This is a genomic window from Paraburkholderia haematera (assembly GCF_905220975.1).
Lineage (GTDB): Bacteria > Pseudomonadota > Gammaproteobacteria > Burkholderiales > Burkholderiaceae > Paraburkholderia > Paraburkholderia haematera.
Genome location: NZ_CAJNBK010000011.1, coordinates 104378 through 131079 on the forward strand (window position 1 = coordinate 104378; position 26702 = coordinate 131079).

A 26702-nucleotide genomic window follows, 5' to 3' on the forward strand; every position below is an offset into this window, starting at 1 on the left:
CCATGCGGCGCCAAAGAAGCACGGTTCACACGAAGCAGCAATTAATTGCATGGGACCGGAGTAAGTGTTGAAGCACTCACTCCGGTCGACAAAGGAGGCGAAGTGTCAGCGACGCTACGTTTTGACAATATCGGCAAAGTCTTTCCAGGCGTGCGCGCGCTCGACGGTGTGTCCTTCGACGTCAACGTCGGCCAGGTGCACGGCCTGATGGGCGAAAACGGCGCAGGGAAATCGACCCTGCTGAAGATTCTCGGCGGTGAATACCAGCCCGACTCCGGTCGCGTGATGATCGATGGTAACGAGGTGCGCTTTTCGAGCGCGGCGTCGTCGATCGCGGCGGGGATCGCGGTGATTCACCAGGAACTGCAATACGTGCCCGATCTGACGGTCGCGGAAAACCTGTTGCTCGGTCAGTTGCCGAACTCACTTGGCTGGGTCAACAAGCGCGAGGCAAAACGCTTCGTGAGTGAACGCCTCGAAGCGATGGGCGTGGCGCTCGATCCAAACGCGAAGCTGAGGAAGCTCTCGATCGCGCAACGGCAGATGGTGGAAATCTGCAAGGCGCTGCTGCGCAACGCGCGTGTGATCGCACTGGATGAACCGACCAGCTCGCTGTCGCATCGCGAGACCGAAGTGCTGTTCAAGCTGGTGCGCGATCTGCGTGCCGACAACCGCGCGATGATCTACATCTCGCACCGCATGGACGAGATCTACGAGCTCTGCGACGCCTGCACGATTTTCCGCGACGGCCGCAAGATCGCCTCGCATCCGACGCTCGAAGGCGTGTCGCGCGACACCATCGTGAGCGAGATGGTGGGACGTGAAATCGCCGACATCTATAACTATTCAGCGCGTCCGCTGGGTGACGTGCGCTTCGCGGCGAAAGCGATCGAAGGCCATGCGCTCGCGCAACCGGCCAGCTTCGAAGTGCGGCGCGGCGAGATTCTCGGCTTCTTCGGTCTGGTGGGCGCGGGCCGCAGCGAACTGATGCACCTCGTGTACGGCGCCGATCACAAGAAGGGCGGCGAAATCGTGCTCGACGGCAAGCCGATCAAGGTGCGCAGTGCGGGTGAGGCGATCAGGCACGGCATCGTGCTGTGCCCGGAAGACCGCAAGGAAGAGGGCATTGTCGCGATGGCGACCGTGTCGGAGAACATCAATATCAGTTGCCGCCGTCACTATCTGCGCGCGGGGATGTTCCTCGACCGCAAGAAGGAAGCGGAAACCGCCGACCGTTTTATCAAGCTGCTGAAGATCAAGACGCCGAGCCGCCGCCAGAAAATTCGCTTCCTGTCGGGTGGTAACCAGCAGAAGGCGATTCTGTCGCGCTGGCTCGCCGAACCGGATCTGAAAGTGGTGATTCTCGACGAACCGACGCGCGGGATCGACGTCGGTGCGAAGCACGAGATCTATAACGTGATTTATCAGCTCGCCGAGCGCGGCTGCGCGATCGTGATGATTTCGTCGGAATTGCCGGAGGTGCTCGGTGTGTCCGACCGGATCGTCGTGATGCGTCAGGGCCGGATTTCCGGTGAGCTGTCGCGCAAGGAAGCAACGGAACAAGCGGTGTTGGGCCTCGCGTTGCCGCAAAGCTCGACCGCGCTGCCCGGAACCGCAGCCACCGAGCAAGCGGCCTGAACATTATTTGGACGAAAGTCCGGCAACCCGTGGGGAACGGGAGGAGTCTTCAAAATGCAAGCCAGAGAAAACCTCGCGCAACAAGCCGCGAAAAGCGCGGCCGAAGCGCTGATTCCGCAGTCGAACGACAAGGCGAAATGGTGGCAGCAGATCACCGAGTACAGCCTGATTCTGATCTTCGTCGTGATGTTCATCACGATGTCGCTGACGGTCGATCACTTCTTTTCGATCGAGAACATGCTTGGCCTCGCGCTGTCGATTTCGCAGATCGGCATGGTCGCGTGCACGATGATGTTCTGCCTGGCCTCGCGCGATTTCGACTTGTCGGTGGGCTCGACGGTCGCGTTCGCGGGCGTGCTTTGCGCGATGGTTCTCAACGCAACCGGTAACACGTTCATTGCGATCATCGCCGCGGTGGCGGCAGGCGCTGTGATCGGTTTCGTCAACGGCGCGGTGATCGCGTATCTGCGCATCAACGCGCTGATTACGACGCTCGCGACGATGGAAATCGTCCGCGGTCTCGGCTTTATCGTGTCGCACGGGCAGGCCGTGGGCGTGTCGTCGGATACGTTTATCGCGCTGGGCGGTTTGAGCTTCTTCGGCGTTTCGCTGCCGATCTGGGTCACGCTGTTGTGCTTCATCGTGTTCGGCGTGATGCTCAATCAGACCGTGTACGGTCGCAATACGCTGGCCATCGGCGGTAATCCGGAAGCCTCGCGGCTTGCCGGTATCAACGTCGAACGCACGCGCGTTTATATCTTCCTGATTCAGGGCGCAGTTACTGCGCTGGCCGGTGTGATTCTGGCTTCGCGGATTACGTCGGGTCAGCCGAATGCGGCGGAAGGCTTCGAGCTGAACGTGATTTCGGCGTGCGTGCTGGGCGGCGTGTCGCTGCTCGGCGGTCGCGCGACGATTTCCGGTGTCGTGATCGGCGTGCTGATCATGGGCACGGTCGAGAACGTGATGAACCTGATGAACATCGACGCGTTCTATCAGTACCTCGTACGCGGCGCGATTCTGCTTGCCGCCGTGCTGCTCGACCAGTTGAAGAACCGCGGCTCACGGGACTAAATCCGCGACCCGAGTCGCGACTCAGTTCGCGACTTACTCACTTTGCTCTTAAAGGAATCGAACGATGTCGTCTCCGGCCAATGCAAACGACCGTCTCGCGGATAACACGTTTGCCCGCTATCCGAGTCTCGTCGACCGAACCGTGTTGATTACGGGCGGCGCGACCGGTATCGGCGCGTCGTTCGTCGAGCATTTCGCGGCGCAGGGCGCGCGCGTCGCGTTCTTCGATATCGACGCGGCCGCGGGCGAAGTGCTCGCCGACGAGCTCGGCGATTCGAAACACAAACCGCTGTTTTTGCCTTGCGATCTGACCGACGTCGACGCGCTGCAAAAAGCGATCGCCGACGTGAAGGCCGCGCTCGGCCCGATTCAGGTGCTGGTGAACAACGCGGCGAACGACAAACGCCACACGATCGGCGAAGTGACGCGCGAGTCTTTCGACGCCGGCATCGCGGTGAATATCCGTCATCAGTTCTTCGCGGCGCAAGCGGTGATGGAAGACATGAAAGCCGCCAACAGCGGCTCGATCATCAACCTCGGCTCGATCAGCTGGATGCTGAAGAACGGCGGCTATCCGGTGTATGTGATGTCGAAATCGGCGGTGCAGGGTTTGACGCGGGGTCTCGCGCGCGACCTCGGTCACTTCAATATCCGCGTCAATACGCTGGTGCCGGGCTGGGTGATGACGGAAAAGCAGAAGCGTTTGTGGCTCGACGACGCGGGCCGCCGCTCGATCAAGGAAGGCCAGTGCATCGACGCTGAACTGCAACCCGCCGATCTCGCCCGCATGGCGTTGTTTCTCGCCGCCGACGACAGCCGGATGATCACCGCGCAGGACATCGTCGTCGACGGAGGCTGGGCGTGAGTGCGGGTTTGCGCGCACATAGCGCGGCGCTGCTGCTCGACACGAAATGCACGCTCGGCGAAGGCGCGACGTGGTGCGCGGAGACCGGCCGCTTCTACTGGACCGATATCGAAGGCGCGCGCCTGTGGCGCTATGACCCGAGCGAAGGGGGCAGCACGTCCTGGCGCATGCCGGAGCGGCTCGCCACGTTTGCGCTGTGCGCCAATCCGCGCTATCTGCTGCTTGGATTGGCGACCCATCTGGCGTTCTTCGATCTGGCAACCGGCGAGACGCAGCGTATCGCCGACGTCGAACCTGGTTTGAATACGCGCGTGAACGATGGCCGCTGCGACCGTCAGGGGCGTTTCGTGTTCGGTACGAAAGACGAAGGCTCGCCGCTGCAGGCGGTTGGCGGGTTTTATCGCCTGAATCACGATTTGTCGCTGGAGCGTTTGCCGCTGCCCGCGCCTGCGATCTCGAACAGCATCGCGTTCAGCCCTGACGGCGCGACAATGTACTACTGCGATTCGCCGACGCGTGAAATTCGTGTCTGCGACTATCGCGCGGACGGCAGCATCGCCAACGACCGCGTGTTCACGACATTGACCGACGCGACCGGCGAGCCCGACGGCTCGACCATCGACCGCGACGGTGGATTGTGGAACGCGCAATGGGGTGGCAGGCGAGTGGTGCGATATGGCCCCGACGGCGTGGAAACCGAGCGCGTCGATGTGCCGACCGCGCAGCCGAGTTGCGTTGCGTTTGGCGGTCCGCCAAGCGGACTTCCCGCGCAGGGCTTCGTGGAATTGGACACGCTATACATCACGAGCGCACGCATCGATCTCGACGCAAGCGCGCTCGCGAGCGATTCGCATGCGGGCGGCGTGTTTATCGCAACGCCCGGGCGACAAGGTTTGCCGGAGCCGGTGTTTCAAGGCGCGCCCGCCTAGCGCAAAATGACGCAGCTCGGCGTCGAGGCGGCAGCAGCGGGTAGTCGAGCCGTGATTGAGAAAGTGCATCAGGCGTTGATGTCGCAAAACCAGTGGCAGCAAATCGGCAGCATGCAGTTCGGACCCAGAGGCGAGCGGTTCAAAAAATTCGCCCAACACCATCCGTCAGCAATGACGGCAATGTCCCACGCCTCTCGATGGAGCCAGATATGACTGTTGCGAATCCTGTTTCCGCTTCTTCGCAAAGCCGACGCGCGCGACTCAACGCGGCGGCCAATCCGGTGCTTCCGGGTCCCAGTACGTCAGCGGTTGCGGTCGGTGAAACGAGTGGCGGCGAGCTTGCATGCGTCACGCTGGCCAACGCGCATTTGCGCCTCGACGTCGCGCCGACGCTCGGCGGCGGCGTCACCCGTTTCGACTGGCGCAACGACGGCGCGCTCACGCCGATCTTCCGGCGCTGCCGCAATGTCGCGGCCGATACCCAGCCGAACCAGCTAGCCTGCTATCCGCTGCTGCCGTATTCGAACCGGATTGGCGGCGGTCATTTCAATGTGGCGGGGCGCCGTGTCGAGGTGCCGCAGAATCGCGCCGACGAACCCCTGCCGATTCATGGCGACGGTTGGCTCTCCGCCTGGCAGGTGGCGGAGTCGGACCGGGAGAATGTCCGGCTGACGCTCGATCGCCGTGACGGCAAACCGTACGCTTTCCACGCATCGCAAACTTATGCGCTGGACGGCCCCGCGCTCGTCATTACGCTGGAAATCGAGAACGCCGGCCGCGAGGCGCTGCCTTTCGGGTTGGGCGTGCATCCTTTTTTCGTGCGCGACGGGCACACCGAACTGTCCGCGGCGGCCGGCGGCCTGTGGCTCTCCGGTGATGACTGGCTGCCGGTGCGTCACGTGCCGGCGCCGCCCGCGTGGCAATTCGGCGTGGCGTATCCGCTGCCGGAAACCATCGTCAATCACGCGTTCACGGGCTGGAGCGGGCAGGCAGCGGTGGTGTGGCCGAAGCGTCGCCTGTCGCTGAATATTGCCGCCGACACCGACTACTACGTGCTGTACACGCCACCGGGTGAAGACTTCTTCTGCTTCGAGCCGGTCGATCACCCGATCAACGCGATGAATCTGGCGGGCGGCGCGTGCGAGAACGGCATGACGATGCTGGGACGCGGCGAGCGCCTGACGCGCACGTTCCGCTTCAGCGTCGAGCGCACCGGTTTGCGCTCGATGCCGGGTGCGCGTGGCACGCGGCGGCAGTAGCCGCTGAGCCGGGCGGAGCGGCACGACGTACCCGTCACGCTCGGGCCCGAGCCGGTATGACGCTTGACCGCGGTCTGCCGCGCAGGACGGGTAAAATACGCGTCTCTTCCGTTATTGGCTCGCCGCGAGACCCACCATGTCCAATTTCATCCAGACACTCAACGACGCCTGGCAGCGCACGAATTCGCTGCTGTGTGTCGGCCTCGATCCCGAGCCCAACAAATTCCCGGGCGCGCTCGCGGGCCGTCCCGAAGCGATTTTCGACTTCTGCCGCACCATCGTCGATGCGACCGCGCCGTATGCGTCGTCGTTCAAACCGCAAATCGCGTACTTCGCCGCTCATCGCGCGGAAGACCAGCTCGAGCAACTGATCGCGCACATTCATGCGAACCATCCGGGCCTGCCGGTGATTCTGGACGCGAAGCGCGGCGATATCGGCAGCACCGCCGAGCAATACGCGCGCGAGGCGTTCGAGCGCTATCAGGCGGATGCGGTGACGGTGAATCCCTATATGGGCTTCGACTCGATCGAGCCGTATCTGGAGCACGCGGGCAAGGGCGTGATCGTGCTCTGCCGGACCTCGAACGCGGGCGGCTCGGATCTGCAGTTTCTGGAGACGGGTGGGCGTCCGCTGTATCAGGTCGTCGCGCAACTGGCGGCGGACAAGTGGAACGCGAGCGGCCAACTGGGCCTCGTGGTCGGCGCGACCTTCCCGAAAGAGATTGAAGTGGTGCGTGGAATCGTCGGCGATATGCCGCTGCTGATTCCGGGCATCGGCGCGCAAGGCGGCGATGTTCAGGCGACGGTCAATGCCGGCCGCACGGCGAACGGCGCAGGCATGCTGATCAACTCGTCGCGGGCGATTAGTTACGCCAGCAAGGACGACGATTTCGCCGAGGCCGCAGCAAAAGCCGCCATGGAAACGCGTGACCGGATCAATGCGTTCCGGTGATGGAGGACGGCCGTCGTGAGCGACGGCCTTTGAATCGGTTTCTGCTTTTGTTCGGCTGGGCCAACTTGCCCGAACTGTCGCTTTTGTCGAGGCCGGTCAGGCAACCTGCCCCAACTGCGTCTGTGCAGACGGGCTAAGCGCCTGGTCCCAGCCGCTCAATCAACGCTGCGTGCTGCGGATGTCGCGCCTTCAGTGCCTCGACATCCGCCAGTTCGAACTCGCTGAATTCGAAACCCGGCGCCACCGTGCAGCCCACTAGCGCGAACGTTGCTGGGTTCGCGCATTCCGCGGCAAACCACAGACCCGCAGGCACCACTGCCTGAAACACGGCATCCGGATGCGTCAGCGCATTGCCCAACTTATGCGTAATCAGCGAGCCCGCTTCGTCGAGTACGTGGACGTTCAGCGGCTCGCCGGCATAGAAATGCCAGACCTCGTCGGATTTAATCCGATGCCACGCCGAATGCGCGCCGTCACAGAGCAGGTAGTAGATCGCGGTGGACGCCGAGTGCGACTGCGTTGAACCGTCGTCGCGACGGACGGCCTCGGCGGACCGATACGTCTCGCTGAAAAATCCACCTTCCGGATGCGGCTTCAGATCGAAGCGGCGGATCAACGCGTCTTTGGCTGCGGGTGAAGTAGACGTGGTGGGCATCGTGGGCGGCGCCTCAGGTTTTGAACCGGGGGTTAATGTTCGCGCTCGTCGAGCAGGGCCAGCACGCCGCGCAATGCGTGCGCGGCGGCCTGCACGCGGATCTTTTCGCGGTCGCCCTTGAAGGTCTTGGTCTCCACCGACGTATGCAGCCGATTGCTCCAGCCGAATGAAACCATGCCGACCGGCTTGGTTTCAGTGCCGCCGCCCGGGCCGGCAACGCCGGTAATCGCGACGGACACCTGCGCGCGACTGTTGCGCAGCGCGCCCTCGGCCATCGCGCGTGCGACTTGCTCGCTGACCGCGCCGTGCTTTTCGATCAGGTCGGCTGGCACGCCGATCATTTCGGACTTCGCCTGATTCGAATAGGTGACGAAGCCGCGTTCGAACCAGCCGCTGCTGCCGGAAATATCGGTGATCGCGGTCGCTACCATGCCGCCTGTGCAGGATTCTGCGGTGACGAGCATCAGGCGCTCGTCGCGCAGGCGGTTGCTCACGCGAATCGCGAGCTGGTGAACCACGGAATCGGTAGGCATGACGTCAATCCGGAAAACGAGGAACTGCGGAGGGCGGCCGGCCGACGGGTAGCGCGTTGGCCGACACCGGCCGACGGGCGACGGTTAAACCGACATGCGCCAGAGCGCAACCACGAGCAGCGTGAAAAACGCGGCGACCAGGTCATCGAACATGATGCCAAAGCCACCTTTCAGTCGGCGGTCGAAATAGCCGATCGGCGGCGGTTTCACCATGTCGAAGAAGCGGAACACGATGAACGCCCAGATCTGGCCGGTCAGCGTGACCGGCGTGACCATCAGCAGCACCAGCCAGAACGCGATGATTTCGTCCCAGACGACCGGCGACGGATCCTCGGTGCCCAGTTTTTTTGCGGTGAAGCCGCAAATCGCAATGCCGGCGAAAAAGCCGACGACGATCAGCACGCCCCACTCGACCACAGTCAGGTAACGGCTCAAGACGGCGAACGATGCCCACGCGAACAGCGTGCCGACCGTGCCCGGCGCAATCGGCGACAGGCCGCTGCCAAAACCTAGCGACAGAATGTGCAGCGGGTGCGACAGCATAAAGCGCGCGGTGGCGCGGCGCGGCTGGGGGCGTGGCGCACGCGGGCCGGAGGCGTTGGGCTGCGAATTGCCGATGAGATCGTCGGCGGGGACCAGCGGGGGATCAGTCTGCATGGAAGTGGTCGAAGCCTTGCAACGTCAGAGTGAGCGGCGCGCCGGCGGCATTGCGCCAGCCGATCGCCGGGCGGTCGCCCGCCGATTGAAGAGCGCTTATTGTACCGATGCGAGTGACCGGAATCGCTACGTCGCGGCCGGCTGCTTCGACTTTGGCGCGCGCCGCGACCGGTGCGGTAAAGCACAGCTCGTAATCGTCGCCGCCGGCTAGCGTGCAACGCCGCTGGATCTCCGGCGAGAGGCGGCGCAGCGCGGCCGAACGCGGCACGGCGTCGACGTCGACCGTCGCCCGTACGTTCGAGCGTTCCAGAATGTGCTGCAGGTCCCCGGCGAGCCCGTCCGATAGATCGAGCGCTGCATGCGCGATGCCCCGCAACGCAAGCCCGAGGAAGACGCGCGGCTCCGGGCGTTCGAGGGCGCGACGAAACGTCGCAGCGTCGCCGGTATCCGCCGACCACTCACCGCGCTGCACGCCCAGCCCCGCGCGGGCGTCGCCGAGCGTACCGGAAATCCAGATGTCGTCGCCGGGCTGCGCGGCGTCGCGGCGCAGCGCAACTTGCGGACGCACGCTGCCGAACACGGTAATGCATAGGTTCAACGGGCCGCCCGTCGTGTCGCCACCGATCAGATCGCAGCCGTAGCGCTCGGCCAGCGCGAAGAGGCCCGCGCTAAAGGCGGCAAGCCATGCTTCGTCGGCTTTTGGCAAGGAGAACGCAAGGGTGAACGCTTGCGGTCTGGCGCCCATCGCGGCCAGGTCCGACAGGTTCACCGCGAGCGCCTTGTGGCCGAGCGCCTCGGGATCGATATCGGGAAAGAAGTGACGGCCTTCTACCAGCATGTCCGTCGATATTGCCAGCATTTCCCCGGGGCGCGGCGCGAGCAGGGCGCAGTCGTCGCCGATGCCGAGCGTGCCTTCATCAGCACGGGACGCCGCAGCGGCGGCGCGGCGGGCAAAGAAGCGATCGATCAGCGAGAACTCGGAGAGCATGGTGGCAATGGGTGAACGGATAAGTGCAACGAAAAACCGCTAACGGCGCGCATTGTATGGAAATGCGCGCGGGTCGACACCCTATCTGCATTCAATTCCGATTCGACGAGTGGTTGGCCTGAAACGCGCTACGTCTGACTTTCGCATTGTTTCAGTCGCGGCAGTTGTACCCGTATTGAAGGAATTGAGCCGGCAATTGGGGCTACAATGCCGTCGAACATCTATTCTAATCCGCACTTCGAAGCCCGCCTTATGTCGACTCCCGTCAATAGCAAACTCCGCGAAGCCGCCCTCGATTATCACGAGTTCCCGACCCCTGGGAAGATCGCGATCGCCCCGACCAAGCAGATGATCAACCAGCGCGACCTCGCGCTGGCGTACTCGCCGGGCGTCGCGTTCGCGTGTGAGGAAATCGTCGAGAACCCGCTGAACGCCGCCCGTTTCACGGCGCGCAGCAACCTCGTCGGCGTCGTCACGAACGGCACCGCGGTGCTGGGTCTGGGCAACATCGGCCCGCTCGCCTCGAAGCCGGTCATGGAAGGCAAGGCCGTCCTGTTCAAGAAGTTCGCCGGCATCGACGTGTTCGATATCGAGCTGAACGAGTCCGATCCGCACAAGCTGGTCGAGGTGATCGCCGCGCTGGAGCCGACCTTCGGCGGTATCAACCTCGAAGACATCAAGGCGCCGGACTGCTTCATCGTTGAGCGTGAATGCCGCAAGCGCATGAAGATTCCGGTTTTCCACGACGACCAGCATGGCACGGCGATCGTTGTCGCGGCGGCTATCACCAACGGTTTGAAGGTGGTCGGCAAGGACATCAAGCAGGTCAAGCTGGTGGCGTCGGGCGCGGGCGCGGCGGCGCTGGCGTGTCTGGATCTGCTGGTCGACATCGGCCTGCCGCTCGAGAACATCACCGTCACCGATCTGGCCGGCGTGGTGTACAAGGGCCGCGTCGAGCTGATGGACCCGGACAAGGAACGCTTTGCGCGTGAAACCGACGCTCGCTCGCTCGCTGAGGCGATCGGCGGCGCGGACATTTTCCTCGGTCTTTCGGCCGGCGGCGTGCTGAAGCAGGACATGGTCAAGCAGATGGCGGACAAGCCGTTGATCCTGGCGCTGGCCAATCCGACCCCGGAAATCCTGCCTGAACTGGCACTCGAAGTGCGTCCGGACGCGGTGCTGTGCACGGGCCGCACGGACTACCCGAACCAGGTGAACAACGTTCTGGTGTTCCCGTTCCTGTTCCGCGGCGCGCTGGATGCGGGCGCGACAACGGTCACGCGTGAAATGGAAATCGCCGCGGTCAATGCAATTGCCGAACTGGCACGCCAGGAGCAGAGCGATATCGTCGCGACGGCGTACGGCATCCAGGATCTCTCGTTTGGCCCGGCCTATCTGATTCCGAAGCCGTTCGACCCGCGCCTGATCGTCAAGGTCGCGCCGGCCGTGGCGAAGGCCGCGATGGATTCGGGCGTTGCCGAGCGTCCCATCGAGGACATGGAAGCGTACGAACAGCATCTGCAGCAGTTCGTGTATCACAGCGGCACGACCATGAAACCCATCTTCCAGCTGGCGCGTAGCGTCGAGCCGGAGAAGAAGCGCATTGTGTTCGCGGAAGGCGAAGAAGAGCGCGTGCTGCGCGCCATGCAGATTATCGTCGACGAAAAGCTCGCGAAGCCGATCCTGATCGGCCGTCCGGCGGTGATCGAACAGCGCATCGCGCGTTACGGCTTGCGTCTGGTCGCGGGGCAGGACTACACGGTCGTGAACACTGACCACGACGAGCGCTACCGCGATTTCTGGCAGGAATATCACAAGATGATGTCCCGCAAGGGCATCACCGAGCAGATGGCAAAGCTCGAAATGCGCCGCCGCACCACGCTGATCGGCGCGATGCTGGTGGAGAAGGGCGAGGCGGACGGCATGATCTGCGGCACGGTGTCCACCACGCATCGCCACCTGCACTTCATCGATCAGGTGATCGGCAAGAAGGAAGGCGCGAAGGTCTATGCGGCGATGAACGCGCTGGTGTTGCCGAACCGCCAGATTTTCCTGGTCGACACGCACGTGAACGTCGACCCGACCCCGGAGCAGCTTGCCGAGATCACGATCATGGCAGCCGAGGAAGTGCGCCGCTTCGGTATCGAACCGAAGGTCGCCCTGTTGTCGCATTCGAACTTCGGCTCGAGCAATGCGCCCTCCGCGCAGAAAATGCGCGACACGCTGGCGATCCTGCGCGAGCGTGCGCCCGAGTTGCAAGTGGACGGCGAAATGCACGGCGACCTCGCGCTCGACGCGAATCTGCGCCGCGAAGTACTGCCCGACTCGACGCTGGAAGGCGACGCGAACCTGCTGGTGCTGCCGAACATCGACGCGGCCAACATTTCGTACAACCTGCTGAAAACAGCCGCGGGCAACAACATCGCGATTGGCCCGATGCTGCTCGGCGCGGCCAAGCCGGTGCACGTGCTCACGGCTTCGGCCACGGTTCGCCGCATCGTGAACATGACAGCGCTGCTGGTAGCAGACGTGATCGCTTCCCGCTGATCTTGATCCGGGAGAAGCGTGGTGCCACCTGACTGGGCGCCACGCAAAAAAAAGGCGTGCCCGCAATGGGCACGCCTGCGGGTGAACAGGGGATAGCCACCCTAAAAAAGGCTGAATGAGACCATCCCGCCTCCGAGAGATTGCAGGAATCGCAAGGCTTTCAATGCAGAGGATGGGCTGCACGACGGGCGCCCTGCGGATATCGGCCTGTCATCATTTGCCTCAATAGGTTAATTTTAGCTTACACAAGCTAAATATTCTGTCAAAAGTCGTCAAAGCCCGTTCCGTGGCTCTTTCCCGCGCGATTGGTGGCTTTTGCCCGTCCGGTGAACGTTGATTCTGTGGGGTTTTAGCGATACCCTTACGACTTTCATGGTCGTCAAACTCGTGATCTAACAGCGGGGAACCTTGATTCATGGCACGCAAGTGGCGGCGCATTAAAGGCGTGCTGATCGGTGCTTTAACGCTTTGCGCTTTATCCGGCTCCGTGCCTGGCGCGTTTGCGCGCGACTACACGGCACCCCCCGATACACAAGCGCAGGTGCAGGGCACTATCGCGGCGGCGCAGTTGCCGCGCGAAGCGGTCAATACATTGAACTTGATTGCCGCGGGCGGGCCTTACCCGTATGAGAAGGACGGCATCGTATTCGGCAATCGCGAACGGTTGCTTCCGCCGCATCGGCGCGGTTATTACCACGAATACACCGTTCCTACGCCTCGTTCACGAAACCGCGGGGCGCGTCGCATCGTCTGCGGAGGTCCGCTACAGCGGATCGACAACTGTTACTACTCGGACGACCACTACACCAGTTTTAATCGTATTGTTGAATGACATCGGGATGAACGGCATGAGCGACAACGTCTACGCGCACGACTCCGGAGTCGCGACGGATCTTTTCGCGGCCGGCGACGGCAATTTATTCCAGCGCGTCATGCGGATGCGCGCCGGCGACCAGGGCCGGGAAAATCAGAGCGAAGGCAGCACTGTGCTTTCATCGAACGAGGAGCCCATGAGCCTTTTCAAGACCGTACGACCGAACATCGTACAGTCGATCCGCGCGTTTCGCGTGCAGGATCTCGCTGACGAGGCCAATCAACTCGGCCAGCATTTTCTGTACGCGTACTGTGCGAATGCCCAGTCGAAACAGGAAGTGCTTGAGACCATCGCGACGTCGTTTCTTTTTCCAAAGCATTTCGGCAAGAATTACGACGCGCTCTACGATTGCCTGACCGATCTCGTCCAAAAGGCGGGCGCGCAGCCCGGGTTTGTGATCGTGCTCGAGCAACTGCCGGTGGCGCAAAAGTTCGACAAGGAAGGGCGCGAGACGCTATTGGACGTGTTCCGCGAAGCGTCCGAGTTCTGGGCCGAGCGCAAGGTCGCATTCCGGGTGTTTTATTCGTTTGCCTAAGGCATACCCGGGCACCTGGCTTGAATCGGGTGTCTGAGCATTAGTTAACGCTTAAGCAGAAAAAGCAAAGGCCCGCCAATTGGCGGGCCTTTGCTTTTGGCGTTCAAATTCCTTGGCTCACCAGCCGCCCCAACGGGCTGCCAGCGCCGAGAGCACCGCAATACCCGCGGTTTCCGTGCGCAACACGCGCGGACCGAGACCGACTGCCGTAAATCCGTGATCGGTTGCCGCGGCTTCTTCCGCAGCCGAAAAACCGCCTTCGGGGCCGACCAGCACGGTTACGCGCCCGAATGGCGGGTTGGCGGGCAGTGCGGAAAAGCTGATGCTGGCGCGCGGCGACAGCAGAATCCGCATCTCGCCTTCTTCAGGTGTGCGAGGCAGCGCGCCGAGCCACGTGGCGATTTCACGCACCGGCATCACTTCCGGCAGGCGATTGCGTCCGCACTGTTCGCACGACGCCCGCACGATGCCCTGCCAGTGCACGTGCCGCCGCTGCGCGCGGTCGCCGGAAAGACGCACGACGCTGCGCGTGGTGGTGAGCGGTACGAAACACGATGCCCCGAGTTCGACTGCCTTCTCGATGAGCCAGTCCATCTTGTCGCCGCCGGCAATGCCCTGCGCGAGGGTAAGGTGGTACGGCGCTTCCACTTCGATATTGCGGAATTCGTGAATTCTCACCTTGGCCGAGCGGCGTTCGACTTCGACGAGTTCGGCGCTGTATTCGCCGCCTTCGCCGTTGAAAAGCACGATCGAATCGCCGGGCTGCAATCGCAGCACGAGGATGTGGCGCGTGACGTCATCGGGCAACTGCAGGATGTCGTCGGGCTTGAGAGGCGTACCGACGAAGAAGCGAGGCATCAGAAAAATACTCATTGGTTCACGAAAGGTGGCGAGCGAGCGCCCAACGGTAGCCGTCCAGGTCTTCGACCTGGGCAAACCGGTCGCCCCAGAACTGATCCTGTGGCTCGCTCAGCGATTTTGCGCCGGCGGCTAGCGCCCGCGTGTAAACCGCGTCGACATCGTCGACATAAACATAGAACGATTGCGGTGCAATCGCGCCCGCGCTTTTGGGTGTTTTCGCTGCCGAGCCGAACGCGCCTTCCGGCGCGAACATCACGATCAGCTGGCCTTGATAGGTCATCTCGACATGCATGACGACACCGTCGTCCTGGACGCTATCGCGCACCTCGAAGCCGAATGCCGCTTCGAAGAACGCGGTCGCGGCACGCGCGTCGCGCACCGTCAGATAGGGGGTCAACCAGGGCACACCGGCTGGGCGGGAGGCGGTCATGGGGTTCTCCGGATCTTTTGGGGTTGCGGGATGCATGCTGCGAGGCCAGGTGGGCGGTCGCGTATCGAAATACCGATAGCGCGCGCCGACCGAACCGTGCATTCTGCCCACGCGTTAGCTTGATGGCTTTAAGAATTGACTTAGTTTATCGCGCACGGACCGGGATGCCGAGAACAGTCCAGCGTGCAGGGCCGGGTCGTAGTGCTTCAGCGAGTCGATCCGGCGCGCGGCCAGGCGTTCGGCGAGTGCTTCGACGGCGAGGGTGGCGGGGTCGAGCGTATCGCTGGCGGTGGCCATCATCCAGAGCGAGCCGTAGAGCGGGATGAAAGTATGCATCGTACGCACGATGGCGAATGTGTCGCGCAGATCGTCGAGGAGGCCGGCGACGCGTTCAGCATGGAAATACGGTGAGCCGAGATGCAGCGAGAGCACGGCGGTCGGGCTCATGACGCGCTTGAGCTGCATGTAGAAGTCCGGCGTGTACAGGCCTGCGGCGGGAGAGTCGGGCGGCGTCAGGTCGAAGACGATCAGATCGAATTGCTCCGCTGACGAGGCCGCATCCGCTGCCGGTCGTGATGCGACCGTAGGTGTAGCGGCAGCGGCAGCCGCTACACGTGCCACTTCCGTCGCTGCATGGGCCGCCCGCGCGACGTAATCCGCGGCGTCGCCGATCACCAGTTCGACGCGCGGATCGTCGAAAGCGCCGTCGTGGACTTCGGGCAAATGTTCGCGGGTCAGGCGCACGACTTCGGCGTCGAGCTCCGCCACCACGATCCGCTCGATGCCGGGGTGCTTCAGCAATTGCCGCGCGGCACCGCCATCGCCGCCGCCCAGCACCAGCGCTCGTTTCGGCGAAGGATGCGCCAGCGCGGCCGGATGCACCATGCACTCGTGGTAGATGAATTCGTCGCCGGTCGAGGTCATCGGGCGGCCGTCGAGCGTAAACAGCCGGCCGAGCTGCGGCGTCTCCCACACCTCGATACGCTGGTAGGGCGAATCGACGCGCGCAAGCCGCCGCGCGTTCGGGAACCCGTAGACTGCGTCGGCGGTGGGTTGGAACAGCAAAGGAGCGCTCACGGATGGCGGGCTCCATTCGGAGCGCGGTGGGTTCAGGTTGCCCAATTGTAAAGGGCGGAAGCGCCGCGCGGCCCCGCTGAGCGCGCCAGGCCACACAAGCAGGCGGCTTCCCGAGCGGGGTGCGGGTTAACGTTCTGTTAGAATGTCACGCTTTCAGCCTTGTCCGTTTGCTCTGCCCGTTTCGCGTCTCCTGGCGCCGCACCGTGCGCCGAAGTGGACTGGCATTCGAGCATCCGGGCCTCAAGCGCACACCGCTTTCTGACTCTGTCTCCGGACTCGACATGACGACCCCGTCTCCCGCACCCACCTCCCTGATGGCCAACGCAATCCGCGCGTTGTCCATGGACGCCGTTCAAAAAGCGAATTCCGGCCACCCCGGCATGCCGATGGGCATGGCCGAAATCGGCGTGGCTCTGTGGTCGCGCCACCTGCGCCACAATCCGAAGAACCCGCAATGGGCCGATCGCGACCGTTTCGTGCTGTCGAACGGCCACGGCTCGATGCTGCTGTACTCGCTCTTGCACCTGACCGGCTACGATCTGCCGATGGAAGAGCTGAAGAACTTCCGCCAGATGCACTCGAAAACGCCGGGCCACCCGGAATACGGCATCACGCCGGGCGTCGAGACCACCACCGGCCCGCTCGGCCAGGGTTTGGCGAATGCGGTCGGCATGGCCCTCGCCGAATCGCTGCTTGCCACCGAATTCAACAAATCTGACGCGAAGATCGTCGACCACCACACGTATGTGTTCGTCGGCGACGGCTGCCTGATGGAAGGCATCTCGCACGAAGCCTGCTCGCTCGCGGGCGTGCTGAAGCTGAACAAGCTGATTGCGTTCTACGACGACAACGGCATCTCCATCGACGGTGAAGTGGTTCACTGGTTCCACGACGACACGCCGAAGCGCTTTGAAGCGTACGGCTGGAACGTGATCCCGAACGTGGTCGGCCACGACGTCGATGCAGTTGACGCGGCAATCAAGCAGGCCAAGCTGTCGGACAAGCCGACGCTGATCTGCTGCAAGACCGTGATCGGCGAAGGCGCGCCGACCAAGTCCGGCAGCCACGATTCGCATGGCTCGCCGCTCGGCGACAAGGAAATCGCGGCAACGCGCGAAGCGATCGGCTGGAAGTGGGAGCCGTTCGTGATTCCGCAAGAAGTCTACGCAGCATGGGACGCGAAGGAAGCCGGCGCACGCGTCGAATCCGATTGGGACAAGGCGTTTGCAGCATACGCGGCCAAATACCCGCAGGAAGCCGCTGAATTCAAGCGCCGCGACGCGAAGCAATTGCCCGCCGACTGGAAAGAAAAGGCCAAGGCCATCATCGCCGGCGCGAACGAACGCAAGGAAACCGTCGCGACGCGTAAGGCTTCGCAACAGGCAATCGAAGGTTTGTCGGCTGTATTGCCGGAACTGCTCGGCGGTTCCGCCGACCTGACCGGTTCGAACCTGACCAACTGGAAGGCCGCCAAGCCGGTGCGCGTGAACGCTGAAGGCAAGGCTGCCGGCAACTACGTGAACTACGGCGTGCGCGAATTCGGCATGAGCGCCGCGATCAACGGTATGGCGCTGCATGGCGGCTTCAAGGCCTTCGGCGGCACCTTCCTGACGTTCTCGGACTACAGCCGCAACGCATTGCGCGTCGCCGCGCTGATGAAAGCGCCGTCGATCTTCGTGTTCACGCACGACTCGATCGGCTTGGGCGAAGACGGCCCGACTCACCAGTCGATCGAGCACGTCGCAAGCCTGCGTCTGATCCCGAATCTGCAAGTGTGGCGCCCGGCCGATACGGTCGAAACGGCGGTGGCCTGGACCCACGCGGTCGAGCATCAGGGCCCGTCGTGCCTGATCTTCAGCCGTCAGAACCTGCCGTTCTCGGAGCGCACGGACGCGCAGATCGCCAACATCGAGAAGGGCGGCTACGTGCTGCGCGACTGGAATGACGAGATCGTCGCGCGCAAGGTCATCCTGATCGCCACCGGTTCGGAAATCGAACTCGCATTGAACGCGGTCGAGCCGCTTGCTCGCGAAGGCATCGCGGCACGTGTCGTGTCGATGCCGTCGACCACGGTGTTCGACAAGCAGGACGCCGAATACCGTGAGCGCGTGCTGCCGCACGGCGTGCGCCGCGTTGCGATCGAAGCGGGTGTGACGGATTTCTGGCGCAAGTACGTGGGTCTGGAAGGCGGCGTGGTCGGCATTGACACGTTCGGCGAATCGGCCCCGGCTGGCGTGCTGTTCAAGCATTTCGGCTTCACCGTCGAGCACGTGGTAGAGACGGCAAAGGCCGCACTCGGCTGATCTGCCTTCGAGGCTGCCGCGCGCACCGCACGCGCGCGGCAATCCCGGCAAATCAGACCCACATGGAAGATTTTTTTTCAGCCATCAGGAGATAGACCATGACGATTCGCGTCGCAATCAACGGCTACGGCCGGATCGGCCGCAACACGCTGCGCGCCTTCTATGAAAACGGCAAGAAGCACGATATCGAAATCGTCGCCATCAACGATCTTGGCGATGCCAAGACCAACGCTCATCTGACGCAATACGACACCGCGCACGGCAAGTTCCCGGGCGAAGTGTCAGTGGACGGCGACTACCTGGTCGTCAACGGCGACAAGATCCGCGTGCTGGCTAACCGCAACCCGGCAGAACTGCCGTGGGGCGAGCTGAACGTCGACATCGTGATGGAATGCACGGGCTTTTTCACGACCAAGGAAAAGGCGAGCGCGCACATCAAGGGTGGAGCCAAGAAGGTGATCATCTCGGCGCCGGGCGGTAAAGACGTCGACGCAACGATCGTCTACGGCGTGAACCACCATGTGCTGAAGGCATCGGACACGGTGATCTCGAACGCATCGTGCACGACCAACTGCCTGGCACCGCTCGTCAAGCCGCTGAACGACAAGATCGGCCTCGTGAACGGTCTGATGACGACGATTCACGCGTACACGAACGACCAGGTGCTGACGGACGTGTATCACGAGGACCTGCGCCGCGCGCGCTCGGCCACGCACAGCCAGATCCCGGCCAAGACCGGCGCTGCGTCGGCGGTCGGCCTGGTGATGCCGGAACTGAACGGCAAGCTGGACGGCTACGCGATTCGCGTCCCGACGATCAACGTGTCGATCGTCGACCTGTCGTTCATCGCCGCGCGCGACACGACGGTTGAGGAAGTCAACGCGATCATGAAGGAAGCATCGGAAGGCTCGCTCAAGGGCATCCTCGGCTACAACACGGCGCCGCTGGTCTCGATCGACTTCAACCACAACCCGGCTTCGTCGACGTTCGACTCAACGCTGACCAAGGTGTCGGGCCGTCTGGTGAAGGTGTCGAGCTGGTACGACAACGAGTGGGGCTTCTCGAACCGCATGCTGGACACGGCTGTGGCGCTGGCCAACGCGAAGTAAGCGGGTTGATTCGCATGCCCTGCGGCCCGCGCGGCCAGCCGGGCAGAAAGGAAAAAGCCGCTCTTCGGAGCGGCTTTTTTTTATGCTTGCGGCGTTGGAAAATACACGCCGGCGCGCTGTGCGGCGTTCGAGATATGGGTTTCGATCGCCTTGCCGGCCGCGGCGGAATCCCGCGCTCTGAGCGCATCGAGAATCGCCCGGTGCTCGGTGTACGTGGACAGCACCAGTTCGCGCCGGTAAAACGGCATCCGCTGGCTTTCCTTCATGATCTCCGCGGCGCTGCTCAGGATCGACTCGATCGCGGCGTTGCCGGCAATGCTCACGATACGCATGTGGAAGTCGTAGTCGAGGCGGGCGGCGTCGTCGAGTTCATCGCAGGCGAGCGCCGTTTGCATGGCCGTGATGTTGTCTTCGAACCAGGCGAGGTCGGAATCGGTGACGGCTAGTGCCGCCATGCGCGCGATAAAGCCTTCCAGCGCGAAACGCATCTGGTAGGTATCCGGTAGCGACGATTGCTCTGCAAAACGCCACGATTGGGCGGCCACCGCCTGCGCGCTTTCCACATACACGCCCTTGCCGGGGCGGATCATCAGCAGACCGAGTGCTTCGAGCGTAGAGAGCGCCTCGCGCAGCGATGCCCGGCTGATCGCCAGTTCTTCGGAGAGCTGACGCTGCGCCGGCAGCAAACTGCCCACCGGATAGACGCCCCCTTCGATCCGTTCGCGGATGGTCGCGATGGCGGCATCAGTGACGGTATGCGGAACGTTTTTCATCGTGGCTCACTTGGGGTGCGCGGTCTGACCAGCATTGTAGTACGCGTTCTGAACGTTCGTACGACGGGCCTTCTAATATGCGCAATCCGGGCCCGAAGCCGTTGAAAAACAGCGGGTAAACGCTATTTAACGAATCCTTGACGTCAGTATATCGGCTTCCTACTATTCGAGATAACAGAACTGGTCGGACCAGTCTGAACAGATGTGAATCGTAACCAGGAGGAAGCCGTGTTGAAGTTCTTCAATTCACTGTTTGGCCGGGTCGTCATAGCGCTGGTGGCGGGTATCGTGATCGGCGCCGTATTCCCGCATTTCGCCCAATCGCTGCGCCCGCTCGGCGACGGCTTTCTCAAGCTGATCAAGATGGTGATCGGCCCGATCGTCTTCTGCGTCGTGGTGAGCGGCATGGCGCATGCTGGCGATCTGCGCAAGGTGGGCCGTGTCGGCCTGAAGGCAGTGATCTACTTTGAGGTCATGACGACGATTGCGCTCGTGATCGGCGCAGTGCTGGCCTACGCAACGCGGCCAGGCGTCGGCATGAACATCAATCTGCATTCGCTCGACCCCGCTTCGCTGTCGACCTACACGGAGCACGCGAAGAGCCTCAAGGACACGGCCGGCTTTCTGCTGAAGATCATCCCCGACACGGCGATCAACGCATTCGCGACCGGCGACATCCTGCAAATCCTCGTGTTCTCGGTGCTGTTCGGCTCGGCGCTGTCGCTGTTGGGCAGTAAGGCGCAACGCGTCAGCAGCCTGATCGACGAGCTTTCGCAAGTGTTTTTCCGCGTGATGGGTTTCATCATCAAGCTCGCGCCGCTCGGCGTGCTCGGCGCGATCGCGTTCACGACCGGCACCTACGGCGTTGAGTCGCTCAAGCAACTCGGCATGCTGGTGCTGGTGTTCTACGCGAGCTGTTTCGTGTTCGTGGCGGTGGTGCTGGGCGTGGTGATGCGCCTGGCCGGCTTTAGCGTCTTCAAGCTGATCCGCTATCTGCGCGAAGAGCTGTCGATCGTACTCGGCACGGCTTCGTCAGATGCGGTGCTGCCGCAAATCATGCGCAAGCTCGAATGGATGGGTGTCAAGGATTCGACCGTCGGGCTGGTGATTCCGACCGGCTATTCCTTCAACCTCGACGGTTTTTCGATCTATCTGACGCTGGCAGTCATCTTCATCGCACAGGCCACTAACACGCCGCTGTCGATCCATGACCTGATCGTGGTGGTGCTGGTGTCGCTGGTGACGTCGAAGGGCGCACACGGCATTCCCGGCTCGGCAATCGTGATTCTGGCCGCAACGCTGTCCGCGATTCCGGCCATTCCCGTGCTCGGCCTCGTATTGATTCTGCCGGTCGACTGGTTCGTCGGTATCGCGCGTGCGCTGACCAACCTGATCGGCAACTGTGTGGCGACCGTGGTCGTCGCGGTGTGGGAAAACGATATCGACCGGGTGCGCGCTCATCGCGTGCTGAACCGCGATGCAGCTTTGCGCTACGTGCCGGCAGGCGAAATCACGGACGCGGAGCCCACCGCCGGTAAACATGCGCCGGCCGTCTAACGAGACACGACCACGTTGCACCGTGGCCAGCTTCAAAGCTATCCAACCGCGCGCCAATGCAGCGCGCGGTTCTGCCCCGGCGGATGCGCTGACTTCGCCGGATCTCCCTCACTTTTCGTTGTCTGACTGAGACTATGGCTAATCCGATCCTCGACCCCAACGCTCCCGCTTTCACCCGTCGCTACATGAACCTCGCCGACCCGCGTCTGGGCGCGCAGGCGCTCTACGCGAGCGACGAATTCTTCGCACCGAAAGAACGCATGCTCGAGCCGCAACCGGCGGTGTTCATTCCCGGCAAATACGATGACCACGGCAAATGGATGGACGGCTGGGAAACCCGCCGCAAGCGGACCACCGGTCACGACTACTGCGTGATCCGGCTTGCCCGGCCGGGCGTCGTGTACGGCGTCGATCTGGACACGAGCCACTTTACCGGCAACTTCCCGCCGGCTGCGTCGATCGATGCGTGCTACGTGGACGGCGACGTGCCGCCCGACAATGCCGACTGGCAGACGCTGGTTCCGGCCACCACGCTGCAGGGCAACCATCACCACTACGTCGACGTGAACGACGCCCGCGCCTTCACCCATCTGCGCGTGAATCTGTATCCGGACGGCGGCCTGGCGCGTCTGCGCGTGTACGGCCAGCCGAAGCGCGACTGGGAGCGCGTCGAGCGCGGCACGCTGCTGGATCTCGCCGCGATCGAAAACGGCGCGTACCTTGTTGCCGCGAACAACCAGCATTTCGGGCCGGCCTCGCAGATGCTGATGCCGGGCCGCGGCGTCAATATGGGCGACGGCTGGGAAACGCGACGCCGTCGCGAGCCGGGCAACGACTGGGCAATCGTCGCGCTCGCGCGACCGGGCGTGATTCGTAAGATCGAAGTGGATACGGCGCACTTCAAAGGCAACTATCCGGATCGCTGTTCGCTGCAGGCGGCTTCGGTGACGGGCGGCACGGACGATTCGCTGATCACGCAGGCGATGTTCTGGCCGGTGCTGATCGGCGAACAGAAGTTGCAGATGGACCACGTGCACACGTTCACCGACGACATCGCGTCCCTCGGGCCGGTCACGCACGTGCGGTTCAACATGTTCCCGGACGGCGGCGTATCGCGCCTGCGCTTGTGGGGCGAGATCGCATAACGGAGTGGCTTTGATGAAAACATTGCCTGTGGAACGTCTGACGCGCGCGGCCTTCGCGCCGTTCGGCGACGTCATCGAACTGGATGGCGCGCGCCATTTCCCGATCAACAGTGGCACGACCGAGCGCTATCACGACCTCGCAAAGGTCGACGTGACGGAAAACGGCGGCCGGTCGCTGATCAATCTGTTTCGGGCGCAGCCGCGTGCGCTGCCGATCGAAATCGCCATGATGGAACGGCATCCGCTCGGTAGTCAGGCTTTCATTCCCTTAACGGAACGCCGCTATCTGGTGGTCGTTGCGCCGGCAGGCGAGTTTGATCCGGCGCAGATGCGGGCGTTCTGGAGCGACGGCTGGCAGGGCGTGAACTACGCCAAAGGGGTTTGGCACCATCCGCTGCTCGCGCTCGATCAGGTGAGCGATTTCGTGGTGGTGGATCGTGGCGGCGAGCAGCCCAACTGCGACGAATTGCCGTTGGCCGAGTCGTGGCGGCTGCTGTTCCATGCTGAGACGAGCGTCGCGTTGGCGGAGTAAGCGGGAGTCGCAACGCGGCGGCAATGCCGCACATGCCGGGAGGCGGAGACGCGAGTGTCCCAACGCTGCCGCAGCGCCGCATGCAGAAAAAAACCCGGCCGATCTTCATCGGCCGGGTTTTTTAGTTGCTCACCGAGCCGCGCACCCCGACGCGGCCGGCATCGCACTAATTCAGCCTAGTGCTTGCGATGCGGGCAATTCTCCTTGGTGCACGCGCCGTACAGCGCCAGCGCGTGTTCCTGCAGCTTGAAGCCGCGTTCCTTCGCGATGGATTGCTGACGGCTCTCGATTTCGGAGTCGAAGAACTCTTCGACGAGCCCGCAATCGAGGCAAACGAGGTGGTCGTGATGCGACCCTTCGTTCAATTCGAACACGGCTTTGCCCGATTCGAAGTTGCTGCGCGAAAGCAGGCCGGCCTGCTCGAACTGCGTCAGCACGCGATACACGGTTGCGAGGCCGATATCGAGTTCTTCGTGCAGCAGGTTGCGGTAGACGTCTTCTGCCGTCAGATGGCGCACCGGGCTATGCTGGAAAATCTCAAGGATTTTGAGGCGCGGAAGGGTCGCCTTGAGCCCGATATTCTTGAGATCGGTTGGATTGGTCATGACAAGGGATCCCTAGAGTACAATGCTGGGCTCTCATAGTAATGTGTTTTTGCCGTTCTGGTCATCTTCGATGGAATGAAACTCGCGCGCTCGTCAGCGGGCTCGCACGGTGAGTGAAATGATTTCAAATTCTCAATTGATCTACCGGGGGAGCCGCATGCGGGGTACCTTGATCGCTGTTGCGACTGTCGCGGTTCTTGCCGGATGTTCCACGTACGACAGCCTGACGCAGCGTGTTGCCCAAAGCATTACGCCGTACCGTATTACGGTGGTGCAAGGCAATTTCGTCTCGAAAGAAGCGGCGGCGCAGATGCAGGTCGGCATGTCGCGCGCGCAGGTGAAGCAGTTGCTCGGCACGCCGCTGTTGACCGACATGTTCCATGCAGACCGCTGGGACTACGTGTTCTATTTCAAGCGCGGCTCGACTAGCGTTGTGCAACAGCGCGACTTCGTAGTCACGTTCGCGGGCGACCGCGTCGCCAGCTGGACGGGTGGCGAGGACCTGCCGTCCAACCTCGAGTTGCTGGCGGAAATCGACGGCGACAAGGCCGGCAAGAAGAAGGCCGCTGTGCCGAACGTGGCAAGCGCTGCAACGGGCGCCAGCGTGCCGGTGGCTGGGGCGGCGGATACCGTGGATACCACGCGTTCGCCGTCGGTCGACGCCGCCGCGACAGCAGCGGCCATGCCGTCAACGGACGCCAACGCCGAAGCCGCACAGGCCGCGAATCGGCTGACCAACGCGGTGCAGACGCCGTCGAATGCGCAGCCTTCCGTGCGCTCGGCCGTGCCGACCGCCAACGGTGGCGGTATCCCGTCGCAAGGCCCAACGGCCGCCGGGCAGCCGCAGTTCCAGTTCCACCGTCCGCCGCCGCCGCAGATTCCGGGCACGCAGGACAATCCGGTGGGTCCGACCGGCCCGCAAAGCAGCAACGGCGGCCCGACGCACAACGCGCCGTTGACGTCTTCTTCGTCCACTACGGGAACGGGCGGCTAAGCTCGCTGTCCTTCTCTTAGGACGGTTAAGACGGGCGCTGCGACGGAATGCACCGTGCGCAGCGCCCGTCAGGCTTTCTGCTGTACTGTGCTGGTCGTGGCTGTGCCTGTATGCGCGGCGCCCGGGTGTGCTGCCCGCCGCCGCTTTTGCCCGCGTTAGCCGGGTTTAGCAGCGTTTACCCCTTTCGAACCCTCGTAGCCATGAAAATTGCCATTGCTGGCGCATCGGGCCGTATGGGCCGGATGCTCATCGAAACCGTCCTCAACGATTCCGGCGCAACGTTGTCCGGCGCGCTCGACCGTGCGGGCGCACCGCAACTCGGCCAGGACGCCGGCGCGTTTCTGGGCAAACAGACGGGCGTGCTGCTGACTGACGATATCGAGCGCGTCTTCGCCGAATCCGACTACCTGATCGACTTCACGCGTCCCGAAGGCACGCTGATGCATCTGGAAGCCGCGCAGCGCCACAATGTCAAAATGGTGATCGGCACGACCGGCTTCGACAACGAGCAGAAAGCGCAACTGCGCGCCGCGGCGGACAAGGTCGCGATCATGTTTTCGTCGAACATGAGCGTGGGCGTCAATGTGACGCTGAAGCTGCTCGAATACGCCGCGAAGCATTTCGCAACCGGCTACGACATCGAAATCATCGAGGCGCATCACCGTCACAAGGTCGACGCGCCGTCCGGCACGGCGCTGACCATGGGCGAAGTGATCGCCCATGCGCTCGGCCGCAATCTCGACGACTGCGCGGTCTACAGCCGTGAAGGCGTGACCGGCGAACGCGACCCGTCCACGATCGGCTTCTCGGCGATTCGCGGCGGCGATATCGTCGGCGACCATACGGTGCTGTTTGCCGGCATTGGCGAGCGTATCGAAATCACGCACAAATCGGCGAGCCGCCTGTCGTATGCGCAAGGCGCGCTCCGTGCTATCCGTTTCCTCGAAGGTCACGAGACGGGCTTGTTCGACATGCAGGACGTGCTCGGCCTGCGTTGAGCGCGTCGCGGGGCCGGTTGTGGCCCCGTTTTGCTCTTTTGTAGCTCCCCTGTAATCACGTTCCAACGGCGAGGTCAGATGGCAGGCAGCAGCGGCATCATCCACTACCTGGAAACCAGCGACGCGATCACGCATGGCGTCGCGTACGTGCTGCTGGCGATGTCGATTGCGAGCTGGTGCTTTCTGGTCGTCAAAAGCTGGATCCTCACGCGCGCCAAACGTCAGGCTGTGCCGGCGATTGCGCAGTTCTGGCAGGCGTCGACGTTGTCTGACGGCGTCGCGGCATTGCGGCGCATGGACCGCGAGCGCGTTTTCACGCCGCTCGCCGAGGCCGCGCTGCATGCCGCCGAAGTGGACATTCCCGGCGCGCTGCTCGCCCGCGTGGAACGCAGCGAGCGAGTGTTGCGGGCGCTCCGTCAGGCGCTCAACGCGTCGCAGCGGCGGCTCGAGTTCGGCCAGGTGCTGCTGGCCTCGGTGGGCAGCACGGCGCCGTTCGTCGGCCTGCTCGGCACGGTGTGGGGCATCTATCACGCGCTCGGCAGCATTGCGGCGAGCGGTCAGGCACAAATCGAAAACGTCGCGGGTCCGGTCGGCGAGGCGCTGATCATGACAGCCTTCGGTCTCGTGGTCGCGATTCCGGCGGTGCTCGCCTATAACGTGTTCGGGCGGCTCGCGCGGCAGTTGTCGGAAGACCTCGACGGCTTTGCTCACGATTTGCACGCCTATGTGTGCGCGCCGGCGGATCAGCCCCGGCCCCAGCCTCAGCAAGCCCAGGCCCGGACTCACCAGGCGCACGGCTGAGACGGCAAGACAGA

The 26702-nt window shown here is 63.0% G+C and carries 26 protein-coding genes; 17 read left to right on the forward strand and 9 right to left on the reverse strand.

Going from position 1 to position 26702, the window contains the following annotated elements:
- Nucleotides 1-102: 102 nt before the first annotated feature.
- From araG to pyrF, 6 genes are all read left to right on the forward strand, one after another.
- Nucleotides 103-1638 carry an L-arabinose ABC transporter ATP-binding protein AraG gene (gene araG, locus KHO23_RS20125; RefSeq protein WP_211613010.1) on the forward strand — a complete coding sequence of 512 codons (1536 nt, stop codon included), beginning with the start codon at nt 103-105 and terminating at the stop codon, nt 1636-1638.
- A gap of 54 nt (nt 1639-1692) precedes the next feature.
- On the forward strand, nt 1693-2709 hold the full coding sequence (gene araH / locus KHO23_RS20130) for an L-arabinose ABC transporter permease AraH (RefSeq protein ID WP_211613011.1): 1017 nt from the start codon (nt 1693-1695) through the stop codon (nt 2707-2709).
- Between the two features lie 64 nt (nt 2710-2773).
- Nucleotides 2774-3574 (forward strand): SDR family NAD(P)-dependent oxidoreductase, encoded by an 801-nt coding sequence (locus tag KHO23_RS20135; protein ID WP_211613012.1) that lies wholly within the window; start codon nt 2774-2776, stop codon nt 3572-3574.
- Nucleotides 3571-4503: an SMP-30/gluconolactonase/LRE family protein gene (locus tag KHO23_RS20140; protein WP_211613013.1), complete on the forward strand. Its 933-nt coding sequence runs from the start codon at nt 3571-3573 to the stop codon at nt 4501-4503. The genes KHO23_RS20135 and KHO23_RS20140 overlap by 4 nt, the downstream gene beginning before the upstream one ends.
- A gap of 209 nt (nt 4504-4712) precedes the next feature.
- A complete protein-coding gene (locus KHO23_RS20145; RefSeq protein WP_211613014.1) occupies nt 4713-5762 on the forward strand; it encodes an aldose 1-epimerase in 1050 nt (349 codons plus the stop codon).
- Nucleotides 5763-5898: 136 nt separating this feature from the next.
- Entirely contained in the window at nt 5899-6714 is an 816-nt protein-coding gene (pyrF, locus tag KHO23_RS20150; protein WP_211613015.1) for an orotidine-5'-phosphate decarboxylase, read from the forward strand.
- Nucleotides 6715-6847: 133 nt separating this feature from the next.
- Here the strand turns inward: pyrF and KHO23_RS20155 are convergent, their stop codons facing one another.
- From KHO23_RS20155 to thiL, 4 genes are all read right to left on the reverse strand, one after another.
- Nucleotides 6848-7369: a cupin domain-containing protein gene (locus KHO23_RS20155; RefSeq protein ID WP_211613016.1), complete on the reverse strand. Its 522-nt coding sequence runs from the start codon at nt 7367-7369 to the stop codon at nt 6848-6850.
- Between the two features lie 32 nt (nt 7370-7401).
- The gene (locus KHO23_RS20160) at nt 7402-7902 is read right to left on the reverse strand and encodes a CinA family protein (RefSeq protein ID WP_211613017.1); all 501 of its coding nucleotides are present in this window, start codon (nt 7900-7902) and stop codon (nt 7402-7404) included.
- An 84-nt stretch (nt 7903-7986) separates the two neighbouring features.
- Nucleotides 7987-8559, reverse strand: coding sequence for a phosphatidylglycerophosphatase A family protein (locus KHO23_RS20165; protein WP_211613018.1), 573 nt, complete (start codon nt 8557-8559; stop codon nt 7987-7989).
- Nucleotides 8549-9547, reverse strand: a complete 999-nt coding sequence (gene thiL / locus KHO23_RS20170; RefSeq protein WP_211613019.1) for a thiamine-phosphate kinase — start codon at nt 9545-9547, stop codon at nt 8549-8551. Before thiL ends, KHO23_RS20165 begins: the two co-directional genes overlap by 11 nt.
- A 207-nt stretch (nt 9548-9754) precedes the next feature.
- On the opposite strand from thiL, the gene KHO23_RS20175 reads away from it, so the two are divergent.
- The 3 genes from KHO23_RS20175 to KHO23_RS20185 all read left to right on the forward strand — a co-directional run bounded on the left by KHO23_RS20175 (nt 9755) and on the right by KHO23_RS20185 (nt 13503).
- Entirely contained in the window at nt 9755-12094 is a 2340-nt protein-coding gene (locus tag KHO23_RS20175) for an NADP-dependent malic enzyme (RefSeq protein ID WP_211613020.1), read from the forward strand.
- 415 nt (nt 12095-12509) lie between these two features.
- The gene (locus tag KHO23_RS20180; RefSeq protein ID WP_211613021.1) at nt 12510-12926 is read left to right on the forward strand and encodes a ribonuclease; all 417 of its coding nucleotides are present in this window, start codon (nt 12510-12512) and stop codon (nt 12924-12926) included.
- A 16-nt stretch (nt 12927-12942) separates the two neighbouring features.
- Nucleotides 12943-13503, forward strand: a complete 561-nt coding sequence (locus tag KHO23_RS20185) for a barstar family protein (protein WP_211613022.1) — start codon at nt 12943-12945, stop codon at nt 13501-13503.
- Nucleotides 13504-13620: 117 nt separating this feature from the next.
- Here the strand turns inward: KHO23_RS20185 and KHO23_RS20190 are convergent, their stop codons facing one another.
- From KHO23_RS20190 to speE, 3 genes are all read right to left on the reverse strand, one after another.
- A complete protein-coding gene (locus KHO23_RS20190; protein WP_211613023.1) occupies nt 13621-14361 on the reverse strand; it encodes a 16S rRNA (uracil(1498)-N(3))-methyltransferase in 741 nt (246 codons plus the stop codon).
- A gap of 19 nt (nt 14362-14380) precedes the next feature.
- Nucleotides 14381-14794 carry a VOC family protein gene (locus KHO23_RS20195; protein WP_054034519.1) on the reverse strand — a complete coding sequence of 138 codons (414 nt, stop codon included), beginning with the start codon at nt 14792-14794 and terminating at the stop codon, nt 14381-14383.
- Between the two features lie 114 nt (nt 14795-14908).
- Entirely contained in the window at nt 14909-15871 is a 963-nt protein-coding gene (gene speE, locus KHO23_RS20200; protein WP_211613024.1) for a spermidine synthase, read from the reverse strand.
- Nucleotides 15872-16152: 281 nt separating this feature from the next.
- On the opposite strand from speE, the gene tkt reads away from it, so the two are divergent.
- On the forward strand, nt 16153-18174 hold the full coding sequence (gene tkt, locus KHO23_RS20205; protein ID WP_211613025.1) for a transketolase: 2022 nt from the start codon (nt 16153-16155) through the stop codon (nt 18172-18174).
- Nucleotides 18175-18272: 98 nt separating this feature from the next.
- Entirely contained in the window at nt 18273-19283 is a 1011-nt protein-coding gene (gap, locus tag KHO23_RS20210; protein ID WP_211613026.1) for a type I glyceraldehyde-3-phosphate dehydrogenase, read from the forward strand.
- Nucleotides 19284-19363: 80 nt separating this feature from the next.
- Here gap and KHO23_RS20215 read toward each other — a convergent pair whose 3' ends face one another.
- Nucleotides 19364-20056 carry a FadR/GntR family transcriptional regulator gene (locus KHO23_RS20215; RefSeq protein ID WP_211613027.1) on the reverse strand — a complete coding sequence of 231 codons (693 nt, stop codon included), beginning with the start codon at nt 20054-20056 and terminating at the stop codon, nt 19364-19366.
- Nucleotides 20057-20284: 228 nt separating this feature from the next.
- Here KHO23_RS20215 and KHO23_RS20220 point away from each other — a divergent pair, with 228 nt between their 5' ends.
- The 3 genes from KHO23_RS20220 to KHO23_RS20230 all read left to right on the forward strand — a co-directional run bounded on the left by KHO23_RS20220 (nt 20285) and on the right by KHO23_RS20230 (nt 23290).
- Complete coding sequence (locus tag KHO23_RS20220; protein WP_211613028.1) at nt 20285-21613, forward strand: C4-dicarboxylate transporter DctA; 1329 nt, start codon at nt 20285-20287, stop codon at nt 21611-21613.
- Between the two features lie 134 nt (nt 21614-21747).
- A complete protein-coding gene (gene alc, locus KHO23_RS20225) occupies nt 21748-22758 on the forward strand; it encodes an allantoicase (RefSeq protein ID WP_211613029.1) in 1011 nt (336 codons plus the stop codon).
- A gap of 13 nt (nt 22759-22771) precedes the next feature.
- Entirely contained in the window at nt 22772-23290 is a 519-nt protein-coding gene (locus KHO23_RS20230; protein ID WP_211613030.1) for an ureidoglycolate lyase, read from the forward strand.
- Between the two features lie 176 nt (nt 23291-23466).
- On the opposite strand, the gene fur is transcribed toward KHO23_RS20230, so the two are convergent.
- A complete protein-coding gene (gene fur / locus KHO23_RS20235; RefSeq protein ID WP_012434340.1) occupies nt 23467-23895 on the reverse strand; it encodes a ferric iron uptake transcriptional regulator in 429 nt (142 codons plus the stop codon).
- 157 nt (nt 23896-24052) lie between these two features.
- Between fur and KHO23_RS20240 the strand changes: the two genes are divergently transcribed.
- The 3 genes from KHO23_RS20240 (at nt 24053) to KHO23_RS20250 (ending at nt 26688) form a co-directional block, all read left to right on the forward strand.
- Entirely contained in the window at nt 24053-24889 is an 837-nt protein-coding gene (locus KHO23_RS20240) for an outer membrane protein assembly factor BamE (protein ID WP_211613089.1), read from the forward strand.
- A gap of 200 nt (nt 24890-25089) precedes the next feature.
- On the forward strand, nt 25090-25887 hold the full coding sequence (dapB, locus tag KHO23_RS20245; RefSeq protein WP_211613031.1) for a 4-hydroxy-tetrahydrodipicolinate reductase: 798 nt from the start codon (nt 25090-25092) through the stop codon (nt 25885-25887).
- A gap of 78 nt (nt 25888-25965) precedes the next feature.
- On the forward strand, nt 25966-26688 hold the full coding sequence (locus KHO23_RS20250; RefSeq protein ID WP_211613032.1) for a MotA/TolQ/ExbB proton channel family protein: 723 nt from the start codon (nt 25966-25968) through the stop codon (nt 26686-26688).
- The last annotated feature ends 14 nt before the right edge of the window (nt 26689-26702 follow it).

Excerpts from the sequence above, each read along its gene's own strand:
- araH (WP_211613011.1), top strand. The coding sequence starts at position 1,693 with ATGCAAGCCAGAGAAAACCTCGCGCAACAAGCCGCGAAAAGCGCGGCC.
- KHO23_RS20135 (WP_211613012.1), top strand. The coding sequence starts at position 2,774 with ATGTCGTCTCCGGCCAATGCAAACGACCGTCTCGCGGATAACACGTTT.
- KHO23_RS20145 (WP_211613014.1), top strand. The coding sequence starts at position 4,713 with ATGACTGTTGCGAATCCTGTTTCCGCTTCTTCGCAAAGCCGACGCGCG.
- pyrF (WP_211613015.1), top strand. The coding sequence starts at position 5,899 with ATGTCCAATTTCATCCAGACACTCAACGACGCCTGGCAGCGCACGAAT.
- KHO23_RS20155 (WP_211613016.1), bottom strand. The coding sequence starts at position 7,369 with ATGCCCACCACGTCTACTTCACCCGCAGCCAAAGACGCGTTGATCCGC.
- KHO23_RS20160 (WP_211613017.1), bottom strand. The coding sequence starts at position 7,902 with ATGCCTACCGATTCCGTGGTTCACCAGCTCGCGATTCGCGTGAGCAAC.
- KHO23_RS20165 (WP_211613018.1), bottom strand. The coding sequence starts at position 8,559 with ATGCAGACTGATCCCCCGCTGGTCCCCGCCGACGATCTCATCGGCAAT.
- thiL (WP_211613019.1), bottom strand. The coding sequence starts at position 9,547 with ATGCTCTCCGAGTTCTCGCTGATCGATCGCTTCTTTGCCCGCCGCGCC.
- KHO23_RS20175 (WP_211613020.1), top strand. The coding sequence starts at position 9,755 with ATGCCGTCGAACATCTATTCTAATCCGCACTTCGAAGCCCGCCTTATG.
- KHO23_RS20180 (WP_211613021.1), top strand. The coding sequence starts at position 12,510 with ATGGCACGCAAGTGGCGGCGCATTAAAGGCGTGCTGATCGGTGCTTTA.
- KHO23_RS20185 (WP_211613022.1), top strand. The coding sequence starts at position 12,943 with ATGAGCGACAACGTCTACGCGCACGACTCCGGAGTCGCGACGGATCTT.
- KHO23_RS20190 (WP_211613023.1), bottom strand. The coding sequence starts at position 14,361 with ATGCCTCGCTTCTTCGTCGGTACGCCTCTCAAGCCCGACGACATCCTG.
- KHO23_RS20195 (WP_054034519.1), bottom strand. The coding sequence starts at position 14,794 with ATGACCGCCTCCCGCCCAGCCGGTGTGCCCTGGTTGACCCCCTATCTG.
- tkt (WP_211613025.1), top strand. The coding sequence starts at position 16,153 with ATGACGACCCCGTCTCCCGCACCCACCTCCCTGATGGCCAACGCAATC.
- gap (WP_211613026.1), top strand. The coding sequence starts at position 18,273 with ATGACGATTCGCGTCGCAATCAACGGCTACGGCCGGATCGGCCGCAAC.
- KHO23_RS20215 (WP_211613027.1), bottom strand. The coding sequence starts at position 20,056 with ATGAAAAACGTTCCGCATACCGTCACTGATGCCGCCATCGCGACCATC.
- alc (WP_211613029.1), top strand. The coding sequence starts at position 21,748 with ATGGCTAATCCGATCCTCGACCCCAACGCTCCCGCTTTCACCCGTCGC.
- KHO23_RS20230 (WP_211613030.1), top strand. The coding sequence starts at position 22,772 with ATGAAAACATTGCCTGTGGAACGTCTGACGCGCGCGGCCTTCGCGCCG.
- fur (WP_012434340.1), bottom strand. The coding sequence starts at position 23,895 with ATGACCAATCCAACCGATCTCAAGAATATCGGGCTCAAGGCGACCCTT.
- KHO23_RS20240 (WP_211613089.1), top strand. The coding sequence starts at position 24,053 with ATGCGGGGTACCTTGATCGCTGTTGCGACTGTCGCGGTTCTTGCCGGA.
- dapB (WP_211613031.1), top strand. The coding sequence starts at position 25,090 with ATGAAAATTGCCATTGCTGGCGCATCGGGCCGTATGGGCCGGATGCTC.
- KHO23_RS20250 (WP_211613032.1), top strand. The coding sequence starts at position 25,966 with ATGGCAGGCAGCAGCGGCATCATCCACTACCTGGAAACCAGCGACGCG.